We start from the raw sequence: 23,345 nt of genomic DNA, 5'->3' as shown, positions 1-23,345 counted from the left end.
CGGCGGGGAGGGAAATGCGAGCTCCCGCCAGCGAGTAGGGGTATTTGCTTCACTACCCACTATGGGTTTGCGCCATTCTCGCCATCAAACTGCCGTTACCTTGTGACCCGTATCGATTTGTCACCATCGGTTATGACTACCCGATACCCAAGCGGTCCGAGAAGCTCCGAGAGGGTCTCGACCCGCATGCTCGAGGAGCGGAGGCGGGTGTCGAGCGCCTGGGGCGAGATGCCGAGCTCGTCCGCGAGTGACTTGAGGGTGCGGCCCTGGCGGCTGCAGATCGCCCTCACTACCTCCGACGCGCTCGGCTCGCAGCTCACTTCTCCCCCCTGTACAGCATGCGGCCGACGGCCTCCATGATCGCCCGGTACTTCTCCTCGTCCGTGAAGATGGAGTCGTATGCGCCGTTCTGGGCGGTGTAGGCGTCCATCATGATCTGGCGGAAGAACTCGCGCCAGCGGTCCATGAACATCGGCTCGTCGTCGTGGCGCGCGAGCGCGTCGGCGACCTCCTTGTTGTCGCGCGAGCGCCTGTAGACGCTCCTGGCGACCTCCTGCTCCTCCTCGGAGAGGTTCCCCGCGTACTCCTCGTTGATCCGCTCTATCAGGACGTCCAGCGGGTCCTTCCTCCTGTCGGGCTTGCCCTTGCTGCCCGGGGCGGGCGGCTCGATGGTGGCGGGCCTGTCCGCGAGCTCGATCGCGTACTCCTTATATACCTTGAGCTTGTAGTACTCCATCCTCACCTTGTCGTCGATGTCGGTGACGTCGACCCTGTCCGCGATGAGGAACTTGGAGAGGTAGCGCAGGAACGTGTACTCGCGGTGCATGTCCAGGTCGAACATGCGGACGAGCTGCGTGACGAACCCGTACCACTTGACGAACGAGCGAACCTTGCGGCGGAACTCGTAGCGCTCGTCCGCCGAGCCGAGGGCGTCGTAGCGCCTGATCGCGGGCGTGAGGGCAGACTTCAGCCTGCCCTGCGCGTTCCTCCTGTCCTTGCCGAACTCTATTGCGCAGGCCTCCCTGACCTCGGCGTCCGTGTAGACGCCGTAGCCCCTGATCTCCTCCAGGAGGGCGTAGATACGGTCGACGTCAAGCGGCTCCGCGAGGTCCGTCTCGGCGTAGTAGGGCTGGAACGCCTTCTGGATGTCCTCGCGGCTGTTCACAAAGTCGAGGACGAGGGTGTCCTCCTTGCCGGGGCATATGCGGTCGATGCGGCATATGGTCTGGACGGCCTTCACGTCACGGAGGCGCTTGTCGATGACCATGGTGTGCAGCAGCGGCTCGTCGTAGCCGGTCTGGTACTTCTCGGCGACGATGAGGACGGAGCCCCAGTAGCGGAACTCCCTGGTGGTCTGCGACTCCTTCACGTGCTCGCCGTCGTGGCCGACGTTCATCTCGGGCTCCGTGTACGTGGGCGCCCCCGAGACGTTGGGCGGGTCCTGGACCTCGCCCGAGAACGCGACGAGGACCTCCATGTCGTCGTAGCCCCTCTCCCTGCAGTACCCGCGAACGGCCTTGCAGTAGCGCACGGCGGCGAGCCGCGAGGCCGTCACGACCATCATCCTGCCCTTGCCGCCTATGGCCTTGGAGGTAACGCTACGATACGTCTCGACGATGACCTTGGCCTTCTGCGCGATGGCGTAGGGGTGGAGCTCGGTGTACTGGCGGAGCAGCTTGAGCGTGGGCGACGTCGGCAGCTCGGGGTTGTCGGGCACGGTGCGGGCGAGCCTCACCGCCTCGTCGTAGGTCTGGTAGTGCGCGAGCGGGTTCAGGATGAAGTGCTCCTCTATCGCCTGGCGCATGGAGTAAACGTGGAACGGCCTGAATCCGCCGCCCGGCTGGGGCGTACCGAAGAGCTCGAGCGTCTTGTCCTTCGGGGTTGCCGTGAAGGCCACGAAGGTGAGGTTCGAGAACCTGCCGTGGCTGAACACCTCGTCGAGCAGGGCCGCCTCCGCCTCTTCCGCCTCCTCCTCGGCGTCGCCCTCGAGCTCCTCGTACTCCCTGAGCGCCTCGTCGGTGTCGGCGAGGGCTCGCTTGAGGTTGCGGGCGTGGCTCCCCGCCTGCGAGCTGTGCGCCTCGTCCACGATGATGCAGTAGCGCTTGCCGACGCCGCTGACCTGGTCGTAGATCTGCGAGTACTTCTGCAGGGTGGAGACGATGAGGCGGTCGCCGTCCCTGAGGGCCCGGAGCAGGTCTGCGGACGTCATCCTGCTGCTGATTACCGTGACGGCCCCCCTGGCGTGGTCCATGCCGGAGACGGTGTCCTGTAGCTGCCGGTCGAGCACCACGCGGTCGGTGACGATGACCACCGAGTCGAACACCGGCCTGTCGTCTACGTCGTGGAGGCTCATGGCCTGGTACGCCGTCCATGCGATGGAGTTCGACTTCCCCGATCCCGCCGAGTGCTGGATCAGGTAGCTCCTGCCCGTGCCGTTGGCGCTGATGTCGGCGACGATCCTCCGCACGCAGTCGAGCTGGTGGTAGCGCGGGAAGATCAGCACCCGCTTCTCCCTCGTCCTCTCCTCGCCGGTCTTGACGTCGATGTAGCTCTCGGTCTTCCTCTCCACGTGGACGTAGTGCTCGATCACGTCGAGGAGACGGTCCCTCTGGAGAACGTCCTCCCAGAGGTAGCTCGTCTCGTAGCCGTCCGGGTTCGCTGGGTTCCCCGCCCCGCCGTCCACGCCCGGCCCGTTGGATCCCTGGTTGAACGGCATGAAGTACGTCTTGCTCCCGTCGAGGTGGGTCGCGAGCCACGCCTGGCTCATGTCCACGGCGAAGAAGGCGACGATGCGGTGGTCGAACCTGAAGAGGAGCTCGCGCGGGTCTCGGTCGGTCCGCCACTGGTCGATAGCGTTCTCGTAGGTCTGTCCCGTGAGTTGGTCCTTGAGCTCCAGGGCGACGACGGGGATGCCGTTGAGGTCCAGGACCATGTCGACGGTGTTGCGGCTCTCCTTCCCCTCCGAGTAGTGGAACTGCCTGATGCAGCGCAGGCGGTTCGCCCCGTAGAGCTCGGTAGACTTGGCGTTGAGCGAGGAGCGGGGCCTGAAGTAGCAGACGCGGAACTGGACGCCCCGGGTCTTGAACCCGTGGTGGAGCACGCTGACGATGCCACCCTGGCTCTCGACGGCGTTGCCGAAGGCCTGGGCGAGCCGCAGACGGGGGTCCTGGACGCCGCATATCTTCACGAAGCGCTGCCACTGCTTGGGCTGGGTCTCCTCGAGGAAGCCCGCCAGCTGGTCGGCGTCGACGCCGTAGCGGAGCCAGCCGTGATCCGTGTACACCTTGTCGGTCGCCTTGTCGTAGCCGCCCTCGGGGGACGTGAGGTAGGCCTCGATGTCAGCCTCGAGGTTCCTCTCCTTGGCATCCGTCGCCATCAGCGAACCTCCCTCTTCCCGGTCACGACCTCATACACGAGTGACTGCTTGTACGTCTTGAGGTCGGCAATGATGGACTGCTTGGTGGATAGGAGCTGCTCCAATGCCCGTAGCCGATAATCCAAGTACTTTACAATTTGCATCTGCTCATCCATTGGGGGCAGAATTATTGGTGACTTTCGTACGTCACCAAGATTGTACTTGGCAGCAGAGTTTTTCCCATCTACCTTGACATGCTGGATGTACTCCATGTAGTAGCTCGACTGCATTACATAGGAAAGATATTCGGGGACAATAATTTCCTTTTTCGGCTTTACGATTCCTAGACTAACGAAGATGTCGAACGGTGGACAATTGCGCACTACAACGCTCTTTCCCAGAGTGCCAATCCGCGTGAAGAGAACGTCTCCATCACCCACTGGTGTTGACTTAGAGAGAGCCTCATGGGCATCCCAAGATATGTATTTGCAGTCATCGAATCGAATCTTTCCGCTCGAGACATCCTTAATCGATATGAATGGCACTCCCTCAAGAACGTACTCTGGTGTTTGATGCACTCCATCACTGACATACGTAGACAGGCTTTTCAACTGCCGGATTGACCATCCATCAGGAATCGATTTAATCCACCGAGAGCTTGTGCTTACCATTCGGTTGCCATCGTCAACTCCCCTTGTAACAGCACTGGAAATTATTGCTGTACGCAATTGCTGGTAATCAGTCAAATTGCTACTAGCCGCGTCGACGGCCACGTCGATGTCGGCGCACCTCTCGTCCAGGGAGTCGGCGATGCGGCGCTGTTCGTCGAGGGGCGGGTGCGGAATACAAGTGTTCAGAAAGTCTTCGACGTGAAGGTCCCATTGGCCAACTCGAAGACCCGTTGAAAGTCGACGCCACTCGTCAGCAAATGAACGACAGCGAAGAAGATAATGCGCATACTTTGGATAGAGCTCACTGCTACGGAACTTGAACACGTGATAGGCGGGGCTAACAATGCCCTCGTATGGCGATAGGGCCATCGAGCCCTGCCACCCCTTCATCTTGTTGATGACAAAGTCGCCCACATCAACATGCTTGTACTTCGAGGTATCAAGCGAAGTCACATTGTGGTTGTCGTCTCGGCTGTCTTTTGGGATAACACCGTAGTCTCGGTACAACGAGAGAACCGTGTCGTCAGGGTGGTTCGTAACGTTCGACTTTTCAAAGAATTGCTTGAGCTTGCCGATTGACCAAGCTTGCGGAATCTGGCCAATATAGCCAAACCCGCTGTCCCTCATCTCCCTCATCTACGACCTCACCCCACCAAAGAGCTTCCCGAGGCTCTCCTCGAGCGCCCTCTCGTGGCCGAGGATGCGCTTGGCAATCTCATCGGCAGGCTCGAGCTCCCTGTACTTGTAGAACGCCCTGGTGAACGGGATGGTGTAGCCGACGACGGTCTTCTTGGGGTCTATGAACGCGCCGGGGTTGTACGGCTCGACCTCGCGCGCCATGTACTCGTCCACGTCCTCCCTGAGGGGGATGTCCTCCGTATCGGAGACGACGGTCTCCCTCTTGCCGTTGGACTCGGTCTTCCTGACGGGGCGGCCCTTCCTGTCGCGGACGACGTTGCCGTCCTCGTCTCGCTCGGGCGTGTAGACGGTCACGCGCCGGAAGCCGAAGTCCTCCCCGTCGAACAGCTTGCTCTCCACGGTGATGGCACTGCCGTCCTCCGCCTTTCCCGTAAGCGTCTGCGTCCGGTACTCGCCGTACGCCTTGACGATGAGGTCCCGGCACGCGTCGGTGATGTCGTTCTTCTTGTTGTTGATGCCCTTGCGCCGCTTCATGAAGGCGTTCGAGGCGTCGACGAGGAGCACCTTGCCCCCGTGGCGCTCGGGCTTATCCTTGTCGAACAGCCACACGTAGGTCGCGATGCCGGTGTTGACGAAGGAGTCCGTAGGCATCTGGACGATGGCGTCCAGCCAGTCGTTCTCGATGACGTAGCGGCGGTAGTCATCCTCGCCCTTGCCGGGGTTGCCCTTGTAGAGAGGGCTCGCGTCCTGGACGATCGCCATGATACCCTCGTCCTTGAGCTTGGCGAGCCCGTTCAGGGCGAAGAGCGTCTGCCCGTCGCCCACGGCGGGCAGCTCGCATGGGAAGCGGCCGGCCGCGCCCTCTGCGTGCTCTGCCTGTATCGCCTTCTGCTGGGCCTTGTACGAGATGCCGAAGGGCGGGTTCTGGATGACGTAGTCGAAGTGGAAGCCCGCGAACTGGTCGTTGTCGTAGGTGTTGCCACGGCGCATGTTGTTCGCGTCCTCCCCGCGGATGAGCGCTGACGCCTTCGCGATTGCGAAGGTGAACGGGTTCAGCTCCTGCCCGTAGGTGGCGACGGTGGCGTCCGCGTCGAGCGCGTGCAGCCTCTCGGACATGCAGGAGAGCATCTGGGAGGTGCCCATCGAGCCGTCGTACACCGACCGATCTATGTGGTCGCCCTCGAAGATGCGCGGGTCCGCCGCGATGATGAGGTCTGTCATCAGGTAGACGATGTCGCGGCTTGTGAAGTGCTCTCCCGCGTCGTCGGTCTCGGAGAACCTGGCGACGAGCTGCTCGAACACGTAGCCCATATCCACCGCGGAGACGCGCTCCGGGGAGAAGTCGCCGCTCTCCTTACCGAAGTCGTCGATGACCTGGAAGAGGACGTTGTTGTCCGCGAGCCTTTCGATCTCCGCCTCGAAGTTCATGCCGTCCTTAAAGAGGATGTCGCGCACGTTCTCCGAGAAGCCGTTGAGGTAGTCGACGAAGTTCGCCCTCACGTTGTCGGGGTCGGCGCGCAGCGTCTTCCAGGTGAACTTTGACGTGTTGTAGAAGGGGTAGCCCGAGGCCCTCGTGAGGAATCCGTCGCGGACGTCCTCGGCCTTGATCCTGGCGTACCTCTCGCTCGCCTCGATGACCTCGTCGTGGGTCGGCAGCAGGCAGTCGTGGAAGCGCTTGATGACCGCCATGGGCAGGATGACCTTGCCGTACTCCACGGGCTTGTAGAGCCCGCGCAGGGCGTTGTCCGCGATGTTCCAGATTAGCGACGCCTTGCGGCCCGCCTCCGTCGAGGTCTGCTCGTTAAGCTCGTTGCCAGACATAGGCCAAGTTCTCCCCAGTCTTTGGATTTCCTTCAATCAACCTATTCGTTGATTCTCTCACACTCGTATGCAAGTTGGTAGGTATCTGATCGAAGCGTATCCGGCCATCGGGCACCACTTCGTGCGAAGCTCTTGGCCACATGACAGGTAGTTCAGCAAGTAGCCTAACTTGTACGTACCGTCCAAGTTAGTGGGGTCCACGGCGCCCTCGCGCGGCACCTCGCCCGCACGGGCCGGCGCACTGCCTCGCAACCGTCGCCCCATGACGTCCCGTCATGGGGTCTCCTCGCGGGGGATCCCCCGCGCCCCTATACTTGTACGTACCGCGCCAGGCACGTCACAGCCCCCACCCCTTCCCCCGGGAGGGCCATGGGCAGGTACACCTCCAGGTTCGAGCTCAGGCTCGGCGAAGGCGACGAGCGGGCACTGCGCGACGCCGCCGCGCGCTTCGGCATGGGCAGGGCGGAGCTCGTGCGCACCCTCGTGCGCGCTGCCGCCCAGTCGGACGCCGGCGACGCGGGCCAGGTGCTCGTGGACCCGCGGACCGCCGTGCGCATCGAGCGCGACGTGCGCTCGCTCGGCTACCTCCTGAACCAGTGCGCGCACGCCCTGAACGGCATCGCCAAGTCCTGCCGGGAGCAGGAGGTGGACCCCGCCGCGCTCGCGGAGGCCCTCGAGGGCGTGAGGTGGGACCTCGCCGCCGTCTCGGAGGGGGCGCGGGCCGTCCAGGAGGGCCTGGGGCGGCTCGCCGGCAGGCAGGCCCTGCGGATGCGGCCGTGACGTACCTCAAGGCCATATCCGGACACACCGGCGCCGGCGGGATCAGGCGCTACCTCGAGAGGGGCGGGCGCGCGCTCGCCGTGGACCTCCTGAACCTGGGAGACCCCGCGCTCTGCGAGGACTGGGCAGCGGAGATGGACCGCACGAGGAGGCTCGCCGGCAACGACCGCGCATGGGGCGACAGGCGCGCTCGGACGTTCAAGCACTACGTCGTGTCCCCCTCACCGGAGGACGGCATCGGCCTGGACGCCCTGAGGGAGCTCGCCACCGAGTGGGCGCGGCGGAGCTTCCCCGACCACGAGATCGCGATCGTCTACCACGACGACAACCAGAACCACGTCCCCCACGCCCACGTCGTCGTCAACAACACCAACCTCGAGACGGGCCGCAGGCTGCAGGACCCCGACCCCGGCGCCCTGAACGGGTCGCTCCAGGAGATCTCCTGCGGGCTCGGCCTCTCGCACTTCCGCGGTCGCGTGGACGGCGGGCCCAGGACGGATGACCACACGCAGAGGCGCGCCGAGGGCAGGCAGGAGCGGGCGATCTCGGGACGCGACGCCTACTCGTGGGTCGCGGACATCCGCTCGCGCGTCGCCGTCGCCAGGGACACCTCCACGAGCGAGCGGGAGTTCCTGCAGGCCCTCGAGGGGCTCGGCGTGGAGGCGAGGCCCGCCAGCGCTAGGACGGGCGGCGGCTGGGTCTACCAGCTCGCTGGCATGACGTCTCGTCAGGTGTCGGGCGCGAGGCTCGGCACCGCCTACACGAGGGAGGGCGTGAGGGCGCGCATGGCGTCTGCCGCCCTCCCGCGTCAGGTGGCGTTCGACGCCGTCGCGGCCGCCAGGGACGCCGTCGAGGTGCGCGACCTCTCGGAGCTCGCGAGGGTCGCCTCCGCCGTCGAGGCGGTTCGGTCTAGGGGGCTCAGGAGCCTGCATGGCATCGACGCGGCAATCGCGAAGGCGGAGGCGGAGGGGCGCGCCAAGGACGCCAGGCTCCTCTCTGACGTGCGGGAGTGCTGCGAGGAGCACGGACTCCTACCCGAGGCGGCACCACGCACCAGCGGAAGCGCGAGGGCCTCGAAGCGCCACGCAACCAAGAGGCGCTCCACCGTCGCAGGCGGCACGCCTCACACGGACGGCACGGGACGGAGGCAGCGGGAGGTCCGGAGGGACGGCCGCGGGGAGAGGGGCGACTCAAGGTGAGGATCACGGTCTGGTACGAGGACGGCGGACTCGAGGAGTTCGACACGACGGCTCTCACCACCGCCGGGGCGCTCGGTGCGCCGGACGCGATGACCGACGTTGCCGTCCGGCTCGTGGAGGGCGACGGCATGTGGGCCGAGCTCAGCTGGTACGACTCCGCGTGCAGCGGCGGCGGTGACGAGCAGCTCGCCCCCAGGCGCGCCGGCTGCAGGGCGCACCTGCTCTCGGAGGACGAGCTCGCGCGCGTGAGGTCGTGCGACGTCGACGGCACGCGCTGGCTCACGCGCGTGGGGCCGGACCTCGTCGACGAGCGCAGGCTCTCCGAGCTACTCTCGCTCCTCTACGAGCCCCCGGTCGAGGGGATGTCCCTCGCGAGGAGGGCCGTATGGCTGCTCGGACACCTCGCGGACGCGGACGACGGCCTCGGCATGGATGGTGCACTCTCGCTCATGGGCATGACGCGGGCGAGCTACCAATTCCTGTCCCGCCACGATGCTATCGTCCCAGACGAGGTGGGATAGCCGTCCGGCAGGAGGGGGCAACCATGGCAAGAAGACTGCTCAGGCTCGTGTTCTCGTTCTTCCGCTGGCTCTGCAGGGTCGTGCTCTTCTGGGTGTGAGGAGGGGCTCTAACGAGGAAGCGGCGTGAGCCCGCTCGATCACAGCCTCTCGAACGCCTCCTTGATCAGCCTCGCCATGAGCACGCGCCTCTTACCCAGGAACTCCTCGTAGTCCATGTTCTCGAAGCCGAGCGGGAGCGCGTGCTCGCGGCAGTTGCGCTCGTACTCGTCCTCCCCCAAGTCCTTGCGGTACCTGGCGACGTACTCCGAGGGGGCGTCGTCCGAGATGTAGATGTTGTTCTGGTAGTCGACGAGCGTGAAGTTCGCCCTGTTGCTCCTGTTGCCGAGGTATCCCCTCTCCTCCAGGTAGTGGTCCGGGAAGATGTGGTGCTTGTCGACGGCATTCTTCGACCCCGACGAGCCGATGGTGATCAGCTGGGAGATCGGCATCGTGCTGAAGAGTGCCTTGCACCCGAGGACGACCTGCGCGGCGACGAAGCCGTGCCACGACGGGCCGTTGGCCTCGCGCGCGTCGAGCTCGTTCACGAGGGTCTGCTCGAAGTAGTCGTCCGTGAGGAGGGCGGAGATGCTGCGGTCGAAGTAGCCGACGAACTCCTCGGCGGTCCCCATCCTCGAGATTTCGACCAGCTGGCGCTCGAAGACCGTCTCGAACGACCCGACGTAGTACCCCGTGAGGCTCGAGGCGAAGAACCACCTCCTCGCCAGCCTCTTGAGCGAGAGCGGGTCCATGCCGAACTCGTGCCTGCCGATGAGGTAGAGGGCGTAGTTGTACATGAGCGCGTTGTCGGAGGAGATCTGCGACGACGACACGTACCCCGCCTCGCCCACGGTGTTGATGAAGGCGTGCCAGTTGTTGAGGTCGAGGACCCTGTCGAGCGCCGCCCCGAAGGTCTCGAAGCTCTTCTCCCTCGTCTCGGGCGAGGTCTCCTTGGTCTCGAGGTCTCTCCCCCTCAGGATCTGGTAGGCGTAGCGCAGGCGGCCGCGCTTGAAGCCGACTCCCACGGTGGCCCTGATCACGTGCGTGGGCGTGACCGTGATGAGCGGGTTGTACGAGGTCCCCTTGGCGGGCCTGTGGCTGTCCTCGCAGAACCCCTCGATGCGGTTCCTCATCCCGGGCTCGTAGACGGAGAGCAGGGTCATGATGAAGTCGTCCTGCTTGAGCGTCTGGCCCTGCGAGTTCACCCTCACGAAGATGTCGGCGACCATCTCCTCGTCCGCGCTCTCGCTGATCTGCAGCGTTGGCAGGAGGTAGCGCTCGAGCCCGAGGAGGTCGTTGAGGCCCTGCTCGATGGCGTCCTCCTCGTCGTCGGTGAGCGGAGCGGCGCCCTTCTTCTCGTTCGAGGCGTTGATCGCCTTGACGAACTTGCGGCGGAACTTGCTCAGGCCGTTGAGCCGGTTGCTCTCGAACACGTCCGAGACGGAGGAGATCCAGCGCGGGTCCTTCTCCGTCGAGGCGTCGGCGTTCTTGAATGCCCTGCCGATGGGGTCGTAGGCGATGCGTATGGAGCGTCGCTCGAAGTTCTTGTCCATCACCTCGATGCCGTAGAGCGCCGCGAGGAGGGCCGTCAGGCGCTGCTGGCCGTCTATGACGAGGTCCTTGGGGGCGGAGAACGCCTTCTCGTTCGCCCCGATCTGAGACTTCTTGTCGTCCTCCGCCGGGGAGTCCCAGAGCATGATGTAGCCGATGGGGTACCCCCGGAGCATCGAGTCGAGGAGGTCCCTCACCTTGCTGTTGGTCCAGACGAACGGCCTCTGCAGGTCGGGCAGGCCGATCCTGCCCGACTTGACGTCCTTCAGGATGTTCCCCACCTCGAGGGTGACGGGGTTGTAGATCGAGTTTGCCATGCTCACGCTCCACGGCTCGCGACGGATACACGGGAACCATTCTATTGCGCCGCTGGCACGCGAAGGCGCGTCGAATGGATGGCATGGGCGCTGGCCCCGGCCTAATGCCGCCGCACTGGCCCGTCCGTCCCTCGAGCGTCAGGCTCCCGCCTGAACACGAGCGCGTGCGAGAGGAGCGTCCTGGGCTCGACGCCGAGCTCCTTCGCCAGGGCCCGGAGGCGGTCGTCTATCAGGCCGAGGCTGTTCTCCTCGATGAGGGCGAGGAGGCTCGGGTCGGAGAATATCGGGGCGTCGACTCCCACGGGGGCGAACCCCAGCCCGCTGAACAGGCGCTGGCTCGCGACGTTCCCCGAGTCGATCTTGGCGACGAAGGCCTGCGGTCCGGAAACGCGCTCGACCCCGCGCATGAGCGCCCGCACGGCGTCCGTCCCCACGCCCCTTCCCCGCCATTCGGGAAGGAGGCGGACCCCTATCTCCGGGTCCTCGTCGGCAAGGTCTTCGATGCAGCAGAACCCTGCGCGTTCGTGGCAGGCGTCATCCACGATGGTGCAGAAGAGGGAGCCCTCGGACATGACGTCAGACCAGTAGCCTTCACGTAGCTCCTGGCCCTTCTCGCCCTCCTCGAGGTACGCGTCCCTGAGGCCGGGAGCAAACGTGCCGATGTAAGAGGCCAGGTCCGAGCGAACGGGTGCGCGCAGGACGATTCGGTCCGTATCGGTCAACGTCCCGTCAGCACCGAAGAAGTCTCCTGCTGTTTGCTTCATGATGTGGCATCTCCCATTACATGTCCAAGCCCCTGCATGCCGTATCCCAAGACAAGCGGAAACGACCGCACAACACGCAGCTCGCTCAGGGCAATGCGGACAAGGCGGCATGGCGCATGCATGTCAACACGCTTCCGAAAGGCTGCCTCCGCTTTCTAGACGGAGATGATGTTGTCTCTGCTGCGCTCCGCCCCGTCGGCGTCAATCCACCTCGTGGTGATGTGAAACTTGCTGGGTGAGCCACCGACAAAGGTGACCACCTCGTCGAAGCTCTCGCCGGGTTCCAACCTCTCGTATGGCTCCTTGTCCTGCCGGAAATAGTAGGGACCACCTTCGCAGGAGCAGGTTATGTCAGTCACCGTCGTGCCGCCGGTATTCGACACCCTGATGCGATGAGACTTCGCTCCCATCAGTACGTGCCGGGCCTCCACCTTGGACGACGCCCGCATGCGAGCTTCCTCTTCTTCTCTCTCGAGCTGCAGTTCGCTAAGATGTGCTTGCAGCCTTCGCAGTTCGGCGCCCTGCTCCTCGTCGCGCTTGTGCAGACGATAGTTCAATATGAACTCGACAATTGAGAGCGCGAGACTGATTGCCGAGATTGCGATGGGAACCACTTCGGAAAAGGTCGTCAAGTCCTTCACCTCACATCCCAGCCCTGCTTCTTGAAGGCCCTCCCCAGCTCCTTGGAGAGCGCACTTACCAACTCGTCCCCCATTTCGTCGACGGCCACGCTGATCGACTCTTGGTTCGACTCTATGAGCTCGGCGTACGTGAAGGTCCTTCCGCAGTGGGCACACGTGAATGGCCAATCGTCGGGATAGTCCTGTTCCTGCTCGAGAATCTCAAACTTGAACTCCGTGCATCCGCACGTCGGACAGGAGAGATTCACCTGCATTGACAAATCGTCCATTGCCGCTCCGTTCATGGCTTTTCCGTTATTCCGACCACTTTACAGCCATGCCGGGACATCAAAACTCTCTCGTAGTGTCTGCCTCGCCTCACAGGCAAGATCATGCTTCTCAAACGCTTGTTCTGCATGGCCTGATTCTTGCTCCTGTGGGAAGCTGACAAATGCTCAGCCCTCACGGCGGTGGGGCCGTCTGCTAAAGCAGGAAATTCTTCTTGTAACGTCATTATTGATCCAGACGATATCGAGTGGCCGACTGGCGGAGGCAGACAATGGCGGCATGATATTCCATCGAGCTCTTACTCTTGTTCTTCTTCCTGCTGTTCGGGGTTGTGTAACCGCAAGGGGATGCTTGCCGTCGGCATTGGGCTCCGATTCTCCTAGCGTGAGGGTCGCCACGTTTGCGGTTACATCTGAAGAAAAACTTATGGCAGCACTGTAAACTACTGTTCATGGTTGGTATCGACCGCAGTCGGACCGACGGGACGTTTTCATGCCGATTGAAACGGAGAACTAGGTATGCCTAATCTCGATCCCAATCCTCGCATCGCGACGGAAGAGCTCAAGGAATTCAAAACTGTGACTCCCGACAGTGAGTTCCAGTGCGATGACGGCACGGTGCGCACGTGGTCAGAGATGGTTGACGGCATCGATCCTGATCTTGCTCCTGACGCATCCGACATCCCGGACGACGAGCGCGCTTCGAGGTACCACGAGCTGCTCTGGAGCTTCGGCGCCCAGCGAATCTCCTAGCGACTCCTTGACTTCGTACACCCTTTAGTCTCGCGCGGCACGGGGCATATGCATTTAGAGAACCGTCCAGCAGGAGCGACAGCTAGGCTAGTGCCGTTGTCCTTTCGCGGGCTCCACCAAAGCATCCTTTCTGGGTAAACGGCTTGTAGTGGGCACGGCTGAGTCTGCACATTTCTTGGCGTTGAGGCGTTAGCTTACACAAAACATCGACAGCTAGTGAACGGAGTACCTCATCGAGGAGCAAACGAATGACGTGCAGAGCAATCCAGATGCATCGGAGGTAACGGCTCGTCAGGGGAACGGCGAAGCCATCTCAATCGGTAACCATGAGAAAGATGCCTCTGCTTCCAGAGATCTCCCTCAATGCAACAGAGCTGAGGCGGAAGAGCCCTTCTCTGAGAGCGGCGAAGCAGAACTAGGCAGGCCAGCAAGCACGGTCGTCAGCCCAGCAGTTTCCATACTCGGCGGCATCGACAGAGAGAGGCTCGTCGCGCTCTCGCGAAACGTAAGTGCGACAGCAAACCATATTGCGGCGATGGGCGCGGCTGTCCAACTGCCAGAGGTGAAACCCCCTATAGCGAATATCCAAGGAACCTCAGAGCTGCTTCGAGGGTTTACGAAGGATATCGTCACACAGATGTCGGGCGTTGACCGGCTCTCGAGCGCCATGGTCAGCACTGTTCAATCCGCCATCTCGACGGATTCTGCCATCTCTTCTGCCATGGGCGGGATTGCTGCAATCATGCAGAAATTGACCTCAAGTGGCAGCACCCTCGCGAACGCCATTACCACAGCGTCGAGTGTATCTTCGGAGCTAGGACAGATATCAGAGTTTCAGCTCCCAGGCAGTCTAGAGTTCGGTAAAGACATTGCAGCCAAGATGGCGGCCAACAACGAGGCCATCGAGTCGTCCGTCGGCAGCATGGCGAAAGCGCTCAGAAGCGTCTGGGGCCACTATGGCGGTATTGCTGACGCGGTCGTCGCAAGGCTGAGGTCGACGATTCCGCCAGTCCTCGACCAACTTGCAGTGCTGCCCGGTTTCGATTGGAACTCGATTCAGGATGGACTCGTCAAGTGGGGCGAATATGGCTGGGTCTTTGTCGCCGAGGCACCGATAGACCTCCTACTCCACGTTCCGGGGAGTCGCAAAGATGCCGACAGGATCATGCGCTCATACGCATCGCCGAGGCACCTCGTGAAGGTGCGGGCAAGGCTGGCGGAGAAGGCACGTAAGAGAAGGGACCTTGAAGAGGCCCTTTGGCTGTTCGATAGCAAGCATTACAAACCCTGCGCGATGATGCTGTGCGCGCTCATCGAGGGCGAGCTCCTCGTCAGGGCGCGCAAGGGAGAGGGACGAAGGGGCAAGCGTAGGCCCAAGGAACCCATAGAAAGGATGAAGAGTCAATGTCGCCCGACTGACCCAGAGGCATTTGAGGCTCTCGGAGCCTTTGCCTCGTTTGATCACTTCTTCGCACAAGGAAACGACTTCGACCGTTCCGTCGAGGACGACCTGAACAGGAACTTCCTCCAGCACGGCATGATGTACAAGCCAGTAACCCGTACGGTATGCGTGAAGCTGATCCTCTTGCTCAACGCTCTGATCGTCTCGTTCGACACGTATCTCTAAGATAGCCGGGCCTCTTTACGTCCGGCCGTCTGCCGAATATTTTGCGGCTCGATTCCTCTGGCATTTGTCTTTACGCTTCTCGCAGACTCTGTTGCCTCCCGTGCGGACCGCGCGCGCGATGTGAGCGGCACCCTATCGAGGGCATTTGCCCTTGCGGCATCCTCTCTCGAGGCCACCAGCCTCTCCCTCCTGTCCGTGACGAAGTCCGCGGCCTTGGACGCCTGGGTGGCGGCCTTGGCGAGCGCGGACGGGTCGTCGCGAATCGCGGTGAGCCAGCTCTGCAGGTAGGCGGCGTGGTTCTCGAGGAACGTCCTGTCCATGTCGGCGTTGGCGTAGGCGCCCATGTCCAGGTCCGCGTCCGCCGCGGCGAAGGCGGAGCCCAGCTCCGCCACGAGCTCCTCGCGGGCGTATCCCTCCTCCGACCGCTCGACCTCGCGGCCGACCTCGCGCGCCGTCGAGTGGCACATCTCGTGCAGCAGCGTGCGCGCGAAGGCGTCCATCGAGGTGAACTGCGAACGGAGCGGGAGCGTGATCGTGTCGGTCGAGGGGCGATAGTACGCCTCGTCTACGCGCTCTTCGCGGACCGGGCACCTCGACGACTCGATGAGCTCGTCCGCCACGCGCTCCACCTCGGCGTTCTCCGGGGCGTGCGCGCTCGGGTCGTAGGGCTCGATCCCCTCCACCTGGGAGGCGTTGAACACGTGGTGGAGCCTCCCGCGGAGGAAGGCGTCCTTGAGCGCCTCCTCGGGGAGTCTCCCCGTGCGGACGAGCTGCTCGGCCCTCTGGAGGGTGACGGCGCCGGAGCCCGGGACGCGCACGTACCAGCTCCAGAACTCCACCGTCGCCGGCGAGCGGGCGCCCCTCGCCACGTGCCAGCCGGCATCCCTCGCCTGGTTGAACGTGCACCACCTGGGGTCGTCGAAGCCGCCCCTGCGCATCGCCGCCGCGAGCGAGAGCCTGTTCATTCCTCGGTAGGTCCTTCCCGTGGCGGCGTTCACGGGCGACCAGCACCCCTTCCACTCCGCCGCCCAGGCGAGCCCGCCTCGCTCCATCGCGGCGGAGATCTCCTCGACGACCTGGCGCCTCGCCTCGGCGATCGCCTCCCGGCTGCCCCCTGCGTCCCTTGCCATGCGAATCCCCCTGTCACGGTGGCAGGGCGGCCCCGTGGGACCGCCCTGCGCGCCTCGCCTATGCCCCGTCGGTGCCGTCGCCCGCGGATGCCGCCCTGCACAGCGCGAGCGCCATGAGGGCCGTCCCCGCGGTGGCCATCCCCGCGAAGAACCAGATGAGCGGGACGAACGGGTTACTCATCGCCGTCGCCTCCCCCGAGCGGGTCCGGTCCCGTCGCGGGCCCGCGGCGGATCCGGATCCCGGCGTCCCCGTCCGCGTCGCGGCGTCCGCGGCGCCTGAGCGCGCGTGCGCCCGCGAGGGAGAGCCCCGCGGCGGAGCAGAGGCCGGCGATTGCCGCCAGGGGCGCGCCGGCGTCGCCCGTCTTGGGCAGCTGGCCGCCGCCCTTGGTGGCCTTCTCCTCCCTGGGGGTCTCGGGCGGGGCCTCGGTGATGCTCACCGTCTGCCCCTCGTCCTCGAGGTCGGCGTGGGTGGCCACGGTCCTCCCGTCGTGGGCGATGGTCTCGAAGGCGACCACGTCGTGCCCGGCGAGCGCACTGCCGTCGAACTCGAACGTGACGTCGGTGCTGCCGGACTCGGCGTCCGCGGTGAAGGTGGCGCTGGCGGTGACGGGGCTGCCGTCCCCTCCCGTGACCCTCTCGCCCGTGGACTTGTCCATGAGCGTGCCCGTGACCGTGTACTCGCGGCCCTTGACGAGCCCGGACCACTCGACCCTGTCCGTGATGGCAACCTTGTCCGCGGCCGTGGCCTCGTGGTCGCCGTCCGCCGCGTCGGTCGCCGTGGTGTGGATGCCGGGCAGGCTCACGGTCTGTCCCTCGTCCTTCAGGTCGGCGTGGGTGGCGACGACCTTGCCCGCGCGGGAGAGCTCCTCCGTGCAGACGAGCTTCCTCCCTTCGAGTCCGGTGCCGTCCACGTCGAAGGCGACCTCGGCGGTGCCCTCGGCGGACTCGGGGGTGACGGTCGTCTCCGCCGTGGCGAGCTCCTTGCCCGTCTCGGCGTCGAGCAGGTGCCCCCTGACCCTGTACTCAATCCCGGGGGTGACGTTGGAGTAGGAGACGGTGTCGGCGACGCGCTGGCCAGGCGCCGCGTCTACCACCTTGTCGCCGTCCGTCGCGTCACTTGCCGTCGTCCTGACCTGGGGGAACGCCACGCTCTGCCCCTCGTCCTCGAGGTCGGCGTGCGTGGCGTACCCGTGGCCGTCGCGCGAGAGCTCCTCGAAGGCGACTACCGTGCGGCCCGCGAGGTCGGAGCCGTCGAACCTGAACGTGACGGTCGCCTTGCCGCTCGGCTCCTCGGGCGTGAGCTTCGTGGTCGCGGTGACCCTCTCGCCCTTCGCGTCCTTGACGGCCTCGCCGGTTTCGCGGTCCATGAGGGTGCCCGTGAGCTCGTACTCCTTCCCGGGCACGAGGTTCTGGTACTCGACCGTGTCCGTGATGGTCACGTCGTCGTCGGCAGCCGCGTCGTGGGAGCCGTCCTCCGCGTCCGCCGCGGTGGTGCCGATCTTCGGGAACAGGACCGTCTGTCCCTCGTCGTCGATGTCGGCGTGCGTGGCCACCGCCTTCCCGCCCTGGCTGAGCTCCTCGAACGCCACGACGGAGTGGCCGGCGAGCCCGGTCGCGTCGAACTCGAAGGTGACCTTTGCCTTGCCCGTGGAGAGCTTGGGGGTGAGCCTTGCGGTGGCAGTGACGGCCTTGCCGTCCGCGCCGGTCACGGCCTTGCCGGTCTCGCGGTCCATGAGGGTGCCCGTGAGCTCGTACTCCTTCCCCGGCACGAGGTTCTCGTACTCGACCTCGTCGGTGAGCTCGACGTGCTCGGCGGCCTCGGCCAGGTGCTCTCCGCCCTCGCCGGTGAGGGTGGTGGCTATGCGCGGGCCCTGGTCGTCGTCGACGGTGCCGAGGTCCACGGTGGTGGCGTCGCGCGTGACCCGCGCGGTCATGCTCACGAGGCGGAGCCCCTGGTTCGCGGCGCACGGGAGCTCCTCGACGTGGTACGTGTCGTAGGGCAGCGCGCCCTTGGAGTCGTCCGGGGCGGTCTGGGAGTCCGCGGCGCCGCTGAACCACACACCCGCGGAGGCGTCCCAGGACCCCTCGCCCGCCGAGTCGTTGGCGTTCGTGCGCGTGGTGTGGGCGGTCCAGGACGACGCGGTGCTCGCCTGGCCGTTCTCGTCGGTCACGATGACGTGGGACTCTCCCGTGGTGGCGGAGGTGATCCGGAACGGGACGCCCGCGAGGCGCGCCATGCTGCCGGACTCGGCCTTCACGAGCTCGAGGTCGCCGCGCCTGACCTGCTCGGCGACCGTGGGGGTGGCGTAGGTGGAGACGGTCTCAGCGGTGCCCTCGCCGGTCACGTGGACGACGTGGGTGGCGTCGTCCCCCAGGTATCCGTTGGGGGCGGAGGTCTCGGTGATGGCGACCGTTCCCACCGGCACGCAGGCCTCGCCCCTGGAGTCTCGGTAGAGCGCGTCGCCCGTGGCGGACCCGAGGTCGGCGGTGCCGTCCTCGCCCGTGGTGACTGTCCAGATGCGGGTGGCCTTCGCGGGGAGGCTCCCCTCGTCGTACTGCCCGTCGTAGTAGCGGACCTCGAAGGTGGCGCCCTTGAGCGTCGCGGCGCCCAGCGGGGACGCCTTGCCCGTCTCCGCGTCGGCCTTCGCGAGCACGATCCCCAGCGGGTTCACCTGGGGGGCGTCGGTCGCCGTGGCCTTGGTGGTCCTCCCCGCCTCTACCGTGAGGGGGATCACGTCGGTCGAGAGCGCGTAGTTCCTCGCGGGCTTGGTCTCCCTCGCCCAGTAGCTCCCGGCGCTCAGCCCCTGGGCGGAGCCGTGCCCGCTCGCGTCGGTGACGATCGTCGCGACCGCCTGGGTGCAGGCCTCGTCGGAGTAGACGGTGTAGGTCGCGCCCTCGAGCGAGTAGCTGCCGTTGGCGTCGGACACCTCGTGGTTCGCGGACGACTTGGTGAGCTCGACGCCGCCCGTGGGGAGCACCTCTACGACGCTCTGGACCGTGCCGTTCGGCGAGTACCAGACCTTGCTCGCGCGGTCCCAGGCGCCCGCCTTGCCCGCGTGGGCGCGTGCGTCGGCGACCGCCGCCTGGATCTTGCCCGCGTCGGCGCGGCTCGCCCTGCCGCCGGCGCCGCTGTAGACGTTGCCCGACATCCTCCCGACGCTGTAGGCGCCGCTGGAGAGGTCCACGTCCATGCCGCAGAGCATCCACACGGCCACGTTGATCGCCTGGTCGGGCCTCTCGAGGCCGAGCGGGTTGCCCGGCGCCATGATGTGGACGAGGTACGCCAGCGCGTGCGGGTCGGGCAGGATGCCCGTGGCCTCGCCCGTGTAGTCCCACCTGGTGAACGTGGTCCCCGTGGGGTTGTGCGCCTCGGGGCTGATGCAGAAGAGCTGGCTGCCGGAGTCGCTCCCGAACGAGAGGAAGCCCTCGCCGCCGTTGGTCTCCGTCGTCACCCTCATGGTCCCGGTCGAGGCGTACGCCACCGCGGGCGCCAGCGCGCCCAGGGCCTGGCTGAGCACGAGCGCGGCCGATGCGATGGCCGCGACCACCCTCCGCGCGATCGTTCCCCTCGCCCTCTTTCTCACTCGTCCCATTGCCCGCGTCCTCCCTGCTCGCGTGCCTGTCTTGCGTCCCCCGCGATGCCGCGCGAGCCCTCCCGCGCCTCGCTCGCGCGCGTCCCCAGGGCCCGCCCCTGCGAGTGCTCGCGCGCCCAGCGGCGACGGCCCTCCACGATCGCGTCCCTGAGCTCGGCGGGGTCGACCCGCGCGCTCTCGCGCACGCGCCTCCCGTCCTCGCCGAGGACGGGGTTGCCCTCGGCGTCGAGGACCGAGCGGCGCAGGAGCACCTGCCGGTCCGCGGGGAGCGGCAGGTCTCGCCACCTCTCACCGCGCAGGGCCGACGGCCCCGCCGACAGCGGCGTGAACTCCCAGCCGCCGTAGTCCGTCCCCCCGACGACCGTCCCGGAGGGGACGCGGGCCTGGTTGAACTCGCGCTCCTCCCCGGTCCTGCGGTCCGTGTAGCGGATGTGCTCCCGCACGAAGTTCTCGTGCAGGGTGACCACCACCCGGCCGTCCCTCTCTCCTTCCATTCCTTCCTCCTATCCTTCGGGCCCTCCCGGGCCGCCCTTTGGGAGCCTGTTCGCTACCCGCCGAGGGCGTCCCTGGCCCATGCCCCGCTCTTCGCGAGCGAGAGCACGAGCAGGACGCACATGGCGAGGTACTGGAGCGCGTAGCTGAGCCCGCCCACGACCGAGTCGACGGGCGTACCGGTGCCGGCGCTCGCCGCGTTGAGCCCGCCGAGCACGACGGGGAACGCTATGAGGAGCAGCGTGATCACGAGGCCCGCGAGGCACACGGACGCGAACTGCCTGAGGTAGCCGACCCCCATCTGCCTGGTCTCGTCCAGGCCCAGGAGCGCCAGCGGGATGGGGCTGAGCGCCGCCATCACGTAGAGCTGGATCGCCCTGGCCCAGGTGACGACGAGGGCCACCACGTAGGCGACCACCACGACGAGCCAGCTGACGAGCGCGACGACGACCATCGCGAGGAGCGCCGCCACGTCGTCGTCCTCGGTCACGATCGAGACGGCCGAGAGGTCCATGGCCCCGCCCGTGCCGAACAGCGCCGTCACGCGGGTTATCGCGAGGCGCGCGACCTCGTAGAGGGCCCTCATGAGCTCGAACGAGTTCTGCACGAGGAAGAGGTTCACGGCGAAGAACACGAGCAGGAACACGACCTCCCTGATGGCCGGGACGGAGGCGTTGCCGTCCATGCGCTGGGAGATGTGCACGAGCTGGGCCGTGAAGACCATGGAGAGGACCCCGCAGCCGATGGGCAGGACGGCCGCCTGCCAGGCGCCGCGCGCCATCTCGGCGAGCGTCGTTCCGCCCGCCGTGCCGAGCATCGACGAGAAGGGCTTGGAGAGCACGCCCTCCACCCCTATCGACGCGAGCACCCTCGCCTGGGCGGCGAAGATCCAGTTGCAGGTGTCGCGCAGGACCCCGCACATCCACGAGTTGATGTCGTCGGCTATCGAGGCGAAGGCCGGGTGCGGGACGAGGAGCGCGACGGCGAGCGCGAGCCCCGCGGCGGCGGCGAGCCGGAGGGCCCCCGCCCTCTTTGCTCCGCGCATGGCTAGCCCGTCACCGAGAACGCGCCGCCGGACCACTCCACCGAGACGACGGTCCTGCCGGGGTCGTCGCAGGTGAAGGTCGCGGTCACGCGGTCCTCGTTCGTGTCGAGGAAGACCTCGCCGTCGAATGCGGCCTCCGACGCGCCGGGCACGTGCATCGAGACCCAGAGCCTGACCGCGGCGTCGAGCGCGGTCTCGTCCCCGCCCACGAGCGACAGGTACTCGTCGTCCACGCCCGTGACGCGGACCTCCCCGTCGGTCGGCGCCGGGACCCAGTCGAAGGCGACCTGCAGCTGCTCGCAGCGCAGCCTCGCGTCGTCCCCGTCGCCCGTGATGGTGGCGGTCGCCTGCACCACGGTGCCGTCCGCGCGCGTGATCGAGAGCTCGCAGCTCCCCGCGGAGTCCTCCGTCACGCGGTAGCTCGAGGTGTAGGTGTTCGTCCCGTCTGTCTCGACGATCCGGCCGCCGGACGCCGTGAGGCGCTCGGACGCGTCGTCGGCGCCCATCCACTCGCGGGACTCGAGCGCCGACGCGCACGACCCCGCCTCGCCCGTCTCGCCGGCGCTCCCGCCCGCGTCCGACCCCGCTGTGTCGGTCGTCGTCTGCGCCGCGGTCGCCCCGGAGGTCCCGGCGTCCGTCGCCGACGCACTCCTGGCCGCCGAGCAGCGCGCGAGCGTGGCCGCCACGAGGACGGCGACGGCCCCCGCCGCCGCTATCGCCACGGCCCTCTTCCGTCTCTCCATGTCCCCTCTCCCTCCTAGTACCTGATCGCGCAGGTGAAGTAGCCGATGCCCGTGCCCACGAGCACGTGGTCGCCGGGCTTCGGCGCGTGTATGTACGAGTCGCCGCCTATGTAGATGCCGACGTGGCCCGGCTTCCAGAGGATGTCGCCGGGCTGGGCCTGCGAGAGCGGCACGCGCGTGCCGGCGGCCGCCTGGTCCTCCGAGTTGCGCGGGATCCGGATCCCCGCCTGCGCGTAGCACCACTGCGTGAGGCCGGAGCAGTCGAGCGCCCTGTAGGGCGTCGTCCCTCCCCAGACGTAGGGCGTGCCGATCTGCGTCTGGGCCGCGGCGACGATGGCGCCACCCCCGGTGCCCGCGGTCCCAGCCGCCTTGAGGTCCGCCGCCGTCATGGAGTCGAACCTCCTGAGCCCGTAGGCGTCCATCGCGGACTTGAGCGAGTCCACGTAGGAGGACGACGTGGCGTAGCCCGCCTCCTTGAGGCCCTCCGCCATGAGGTCGGAGTCGCGGGCCGCCACGGCCTGCCGGATCTTGGCGTTGTCGCGGTAGTTGGCCGCCTGGAGCAGCACGCGCGAGCGGAACCTGATGCAGTCCTCCGCGGACCTGAACCTCGTGAACGCGGCGGCGACGGTGACGCTCGCGCCGCCGTACTCCTCGCTCGTCTGCCACGACTCTTTCCCGGTGACCTCCGGGCAGGAGGCGAAGCTCGAAGCCCACTTGATGCCGAAGAGGTTGTTGTCGCGGGTGGCGAGCCCGGATAGGTGGTCCCCCACGCCGGACTCGACGATGACCTGCGCGAGCGTGCACCCCGCGGGGTGCCCGTACTCGTCCTGGCACTCGAGCGCGGCGAGCACCATCGAGTAGGTTACGTAGGGCGGCAGCCCCTCCACCGAGCGGCGCGCCTCGTCCTCGTGCTCCCAGAACCCGAACACGGACCCCAGGGACTGCGAGACGAGGGTCGCGGCCAGCACCGCCGCGAGGATCCCGGCCACGGCTCCGGCGAGCGGCAGCGCCGCCCCGGACGCGGCGGCGGCCTTGCCGGCGGCGCCCCTGCGCGCGGGCGGTGCGGCTGCCGCCCCCTGGGCCGCCGCGCCCGCGGGGGCGGAGGTCCCCCGGGCGCGGCGGATCGCGCGCCGCACGCGGGACTCGCGGAGGCCCCCACGGCGCCTGCCGCGCCCGCGCCTCGAGAGCGAGTCGCTCGTGCGCGGCTCGCGCGCGACCCTCGCGGCCCCCGTGGCGGCGCCGCGCCGCGTGGCGGCGGGTGCGGGCGGCCTCCCCTCCGTGGCGGCAGCGGGCGGCGCGGCGCCGTTCCGGGCAGTGGTTTGGCCTTGCGCCGCCGGGTCGGGCGGCGCCTCGCTCTCCGTCGCCTCCGCCTGCGCGCCTCCCGTGCCTGCGGCGTCGTGG

20 protein-coding genes are annotated in these 23,345 nt (G+C 66.4%); 5 read left to right on the top strand and 15 right to left on the bottom strand.

The genetic code is table 11. The annotated features are described in order from the left end of the window. Positions 1-95 precede the first annotated feature (95 nt). From AUL39_RS03205 to AUL39_RS03190, 4 genes are read right to left on the bottom strand one after another with little or no spacing between them, the layout of a single operon-like run. Positions 96-320 carry a hypothetical protein gene (locus AUL39_RS03205; protein WP_059053534.1) on the bottom strand — a complete coding sequence of 75 codons (225 nt, stop codon included), beginning with the start codon at positions 318-320 and terminating at the stop codon, positions 96-98. Beyond that, the gene (locus tag AUL39_RS03200; protein WP_059053531.1) at positions 317-3,376 is read right to left on the bottom strand and encodes a type I restriction endonuclease subunit R; all 3,060 of its coding nucleotides are present in this window, start codon (positions 3,374-3,376) and stop codon (positions 317-319) included. Before AUL39_RS03200 ends, AUL39_RS03205 begins: the two co-directional genes overlap by 4 nt. After that, positions 3,376-4,662 carry a restriction endonuclease subunit S gene (locus AUL39_RS03195; RefSeq protein WP_059053529.1) on the bottom strand — a complete coding sequence of 429 codons (1,287 nt, stop codon included), beginning with the start codon at positions 4,660-4,662 and terminating at the stop codon, positions 3,376-3,378. The genes AUL39_RS03200 and AUL39_RS03195 overlap by 1 nt, the downstream gene beginning before the upstream one ends. After that, positions 4,663-6,486, bottom strand: a complete 1,824-nt coding sequence (locus AUL39_RS03190; protein WP_059053527.1) for a type I restriction-modification system subunit M — start codon at positions 6,484-6,486, stop codon at positions 4,663-4,665. A gap of 369 nt (positions 6,487-6,855) precedes the next feature. Between AUL39_RS03190 and AUL39_RS03185 the strand changes: the two genes are divergently transcribed. The 3 genes from AUL39_RS03185 to AUL39_RS03175 are packed head-to-tail and all read left to right on the top strand — an operon-like array spanning position 6,856 to position 8,986. Continuing rightward, positions 6,856-7,266: a hypothetical protein gene (locus AUL39_RS03185; RefSeq protein WP_059053524.1), complete on the top strand. Its 411-nt coding sequence runs from the start codon at positions 6,856-6,858 to the stop codon at positions 7,264-7,266. Continuing rightward, a complete protein-coding gene (locus AUL39_RS03180) occupies positions 7,263-8,465 on the top strand; it encodes a relaxase/mobilization nuclease domain-containing protein (RefSeq protein ID WP_059053522.1) in 1,203 nt (400 codons plus the stop codon). The genes AUL39_RS03185 and AUL39_RS03180 overlap by 4 nt, the downstream gene beginning before the upstream one ends. Further along, the gene (locus AUL39_RS03175) at positions 8,462-8,986 is read left to right on the top strand and encodes a hypothetical protein (protein ID WP_059053520.1); all 525 of its coding nucleotides are present in this window, start codon (positions 8,462-8,464) and stop codon (positions 8,984-8,986) included. The genes AUL39_RS03180 and AUL39_RS03175 overlap by 4 nt, the downstream gene beginning before the upstream one ends. 137 nt (positions 8,987-9,123) lie before the next feature. Here AUL39_RS03175 and AUL39_RS03170 read toward each other — a convergent pair whose 3' ends face one another. The 4 genes from AUL39_RS03170 to AUL39_RS03155 all read right to left on the bottom strand — a co-directional run bounded on the left by AUL39_RS03170 (position 9,124) and on the right by AUL39_RS03155 (position 12,564). Then, a complete protein-coding gene (locus AUL39_RS03170) occupies positions 9,124-10,890 on the bottom strand; it encodes a GmrSD restriction endonuclease domain-containing protein (RefSeq protein WP_059053517.1) in 1,767 nt (588 codons plus the stop codon). A gap of 101 nt (positions 10,891-10,991) precedes the next feature. After that, a complete protein-coding gene (locus AUL39_RS03165) occupies positions 10,992-11,654 on the bottom strand; it encodes a GNAT family N-acetyltransferase (RefSeq protein ID WP_059053515.1) in 663 nt (220 codons plus the stop codon). A 155-nt stretch (positions 11,655-11,809) separates the two neighbouring features. Beyond that, entirely contained in the window at positions 11,810-12,295 is a 486-nt protein-coding gene (locus AUL39_RS03160; protein WP_059053513.1) for a hypothetical protein, read from the bottom strand. Continuing rightward, on the bottom strand, positions 12,292-12,564 hold the full coding sequence (locus AUL39_RS03155; protein WP_059053511.1) for an ECs_2282 family putative zinc-binding protein: 273 nt from the start codon (positions 12,562-12,564) through the stop codon (positions 12,292-12,294). Before AUL39_RS03155 ends, AUL39_RS03160 begins: the two co-directional genes overlap by 4 nt. A gap of 516 nt (positions 12,565-13,080) precedes the next feature. Here AUL39_RS03155 and AUL39_RS11030 point away from each other — a divergent pair. Continuing rightward, entirely contained in the window at positions 13,081-13,314 is a 234-nt protein-coding gene (locus tag AUL39_RS11030; RefSeq protein ID WP_153001545.1) for a hypothetical protein, read from the top strand. Between the two features lie 253 nt (positions 13,315-13,567). After that, a complete protein-coding gene (locus AUL39_RS03150; RefSeq protein WP_059053510.1) occupies positions 13,568-14,941 on the top strand; it encodes a hypothetical protein in 1,374 nt (457 codons plus the stop codon). Here AUL39_RS03150 and AUL39_RS03145 read toward each other — a convergent pair. Genes AUL39_RS03145 through AUL39_RS11025 form a run of 7 tightly spaced genes read right to left on the bottom strand, consistent with a single transcriptional unit; the run spans position 14,938 to position 22,933 of the window. Next, a complete protein-coding gene (locus AUL39_RS03145) occupies positions 14,938-16,071 on the bottom strand; it encodes an ArdC family protein (protein ID WP_059053508.1) in 1,134 nt (377 codons plus the stop codon). The genes AUL39_RS03150 and AUL39_RS03145 overlap by 4 nt on opposite strands. A 58-nt stretch (positions 16,072-16,129) precedes the next feature. Next, positions 16,130-16,252 carry a hypothetical protein gene (locus tag AUL39_RS11530; protein ID WP_268873216.1) on the bottom strand — a complete coding sequence of 41 codons (123 nt, stop codon included), beginning with the start codon at positions 16,250-16,252 and terminating at the stop codon, positions 16,130-16,132. Then, positions 16,245-19,664 (bottom strand): VaFE repeat-containing surface-anchored protein, encoded by a 3,420-nt coding sequence (locus AUL39_RS03140; protein WP_153001544.1) that lies wholly within the window; start codon positions 19,662-19,664, stop codon positions 16,245-16,247. Before AUL39_RS03140 ends, AUL39_RS11530 begins: the two co-directional genes overlap by 8 nt. Continuing rightward, positions 19,652-20,158, bottom strand: coding sequence for a hypothetical protein (locus AUL39_RS03135; RefSeq protein WP_059053504.1), 507 nt, complete (start codon positions 20,156-20,158; stop codon positions 19,652-19,654). Before AUL39_RS03135 ends, AUL39_RS03140 begins: the two co-directional genes overlap by 13 nt. A gap of 53 nt (positions 20,159-20,211) precedes the next feature. After that, complete coding sequence (locus tag AUL39_RS03130) at positions 20,212-21,201, bottom strand: conjugal transfer protein TrbL (protein WP_059053502.1); 990 nt, start codon at positions 21,199-21,201, stop codon at positions 20,212-20,214. 2 nt (positions 21,202-21,203) lie between these two features. Next, on the bottom strand, positions 21,204-21,944 hold the full coding sequence (locus AUL39_RS03125) for a hypothetical protein (protein WP_059053500.1): 741 nt from the start codon (positions 21,942-21,944) through the stop codon (positions 21,204-21,206). A gap of 14 nt (positions 21,945-21,958) precedes the next feature. Beyond that, positions 21,959-22,933 carry an NlpC/P60 family protein gene (locus AUL39_RS11025; protein ID WP_201783903.1) on the bottom strand — a complete coding sequence of 325 codons (975 nt, stop codon included), beginning with the start codon at positions 22,931-22,933 and terminating at the stop codon, positions 21,959-21,961. Between the last annotated feature and the right edge of the window lie 412 nt (positions 22,934-23,345).

The sequence above is a fragment of the Tractidigestivibacter scatoligenes genome (assembly GCF_001494635.1).
Classification (GTDB): Bacteria; Actinomycetota; Coriobacteriia; order Coriobacteriales; family Atopobiaceae; genus Tractidigestivibacter; species Tractidigestivibacter scatoligenes.
The sequence above is the reverse complement of the archived record's forward strand: the minus strand, read 5'-3'. Positions and strand labels throughout refer to the sequence as shown.

Bases quoted from the DNA above. Each gene is read 5' to 3' on its own strand.
- AUL39_RS03190 (WP_059053527.1), bottom strand. From the start codon at position 6,486: ATGTCTGGCAACGAGCTTAACGAGCAGACCTCGACGGAGGCGGGCCGC.
- AUL39_RS03185 (WP_059053524.1), top strand. From the start codon at position 6,856: ATGGGCAGGTACACCTCCAGGTTCGAGCTCAGGCTCGGCGAAGGCGAC.
- AUL39_RS03125 (WP_059053500.1), bottom strand. From the start codon at position 21,944: ATGGAGAGACGGAAGAGGGCCGTGGCGATAGCGGCGGCGGGGGCCGTC.
- AUL39_RS03170 (WP_059053517.1), bottom strand. From the start codon at position 10,890: ATGGCAAACTCGATCTACAACCCCGTCACCCTCGAGGTGGGGAACATC.
- AUL39_RS03195 (WP_059053529.1), bottom strand. From the start codon at position 4,662: ATGAGGGAGATGAGGGACAGCGGGTTTGGCTATATTGGCCAGATTCCG.
- AUL39_RS03155 (WP_059053511.1), bottom strand. From the start codon at position 12,564: ATGGACGATTTGTCAATGCAGGTGAATCTCTCCTGTCCGACGTGCGGA.
- AUL39_RS11030 (WP_153001545.1), top strand. From the start codon at position 13,081: ATGCCTAATCTCGATCCCAATCCTCGCATCGCGACGGAAGAGCTCAAG.
- AUL39_RS03130 (WP_059053502.1), bottom strand. From the start codon at position 21,201: ATGCGCGGAGCAAAGAGGGCGGGGGCCCTCCGGCTCGCCGCCGCCGCG.
- AUL39_RS03165 (WP_059053515.1), bottom strand. From the start codon at position 11,654: ATGAAGCAAACAGCAGGAGACTTCTTCGGTGCTGACGGGACGTTGACC.
- AUL39_RS11530 (WP_268873216.1), bottom strand. From the start codon at position 16,252: ATGAGTAACCCGTTCGTCCCGCTCATCTGGTTCTTCGCGGGGATGGCC.
- AUL39_RS03140 (WP_153001544.1), bottom strand. From the start codon at position 19,664: ATGGGACGAGTGAGAAAGAGGGCGAGGGGAACGATCGCGCGGAGGGTG.
- AUL39_RS03145 (WP_059053508.1), bottom strand. From the start codon at position 16,071: ATGGCAAGGGACGCAGGGGGCAGCCGGGAGGCGATCGCCGAGGCGAGG.
- AUL39_RS03135 (WP_059053504.1), bottom strand. From the start codon at position 20,158: ATGGAAGGAGAGAGGGACGGCCGGGTGGTGGTCACCCTGCACGAGAAC.
- AUL39_RS03200 (WP_059053531.1), bottom strand. From the start codon at position 3,376: ATGGCGACGGATGCCAAGGAGAGGAACCTCGAGGCTGACATCGAGGCC.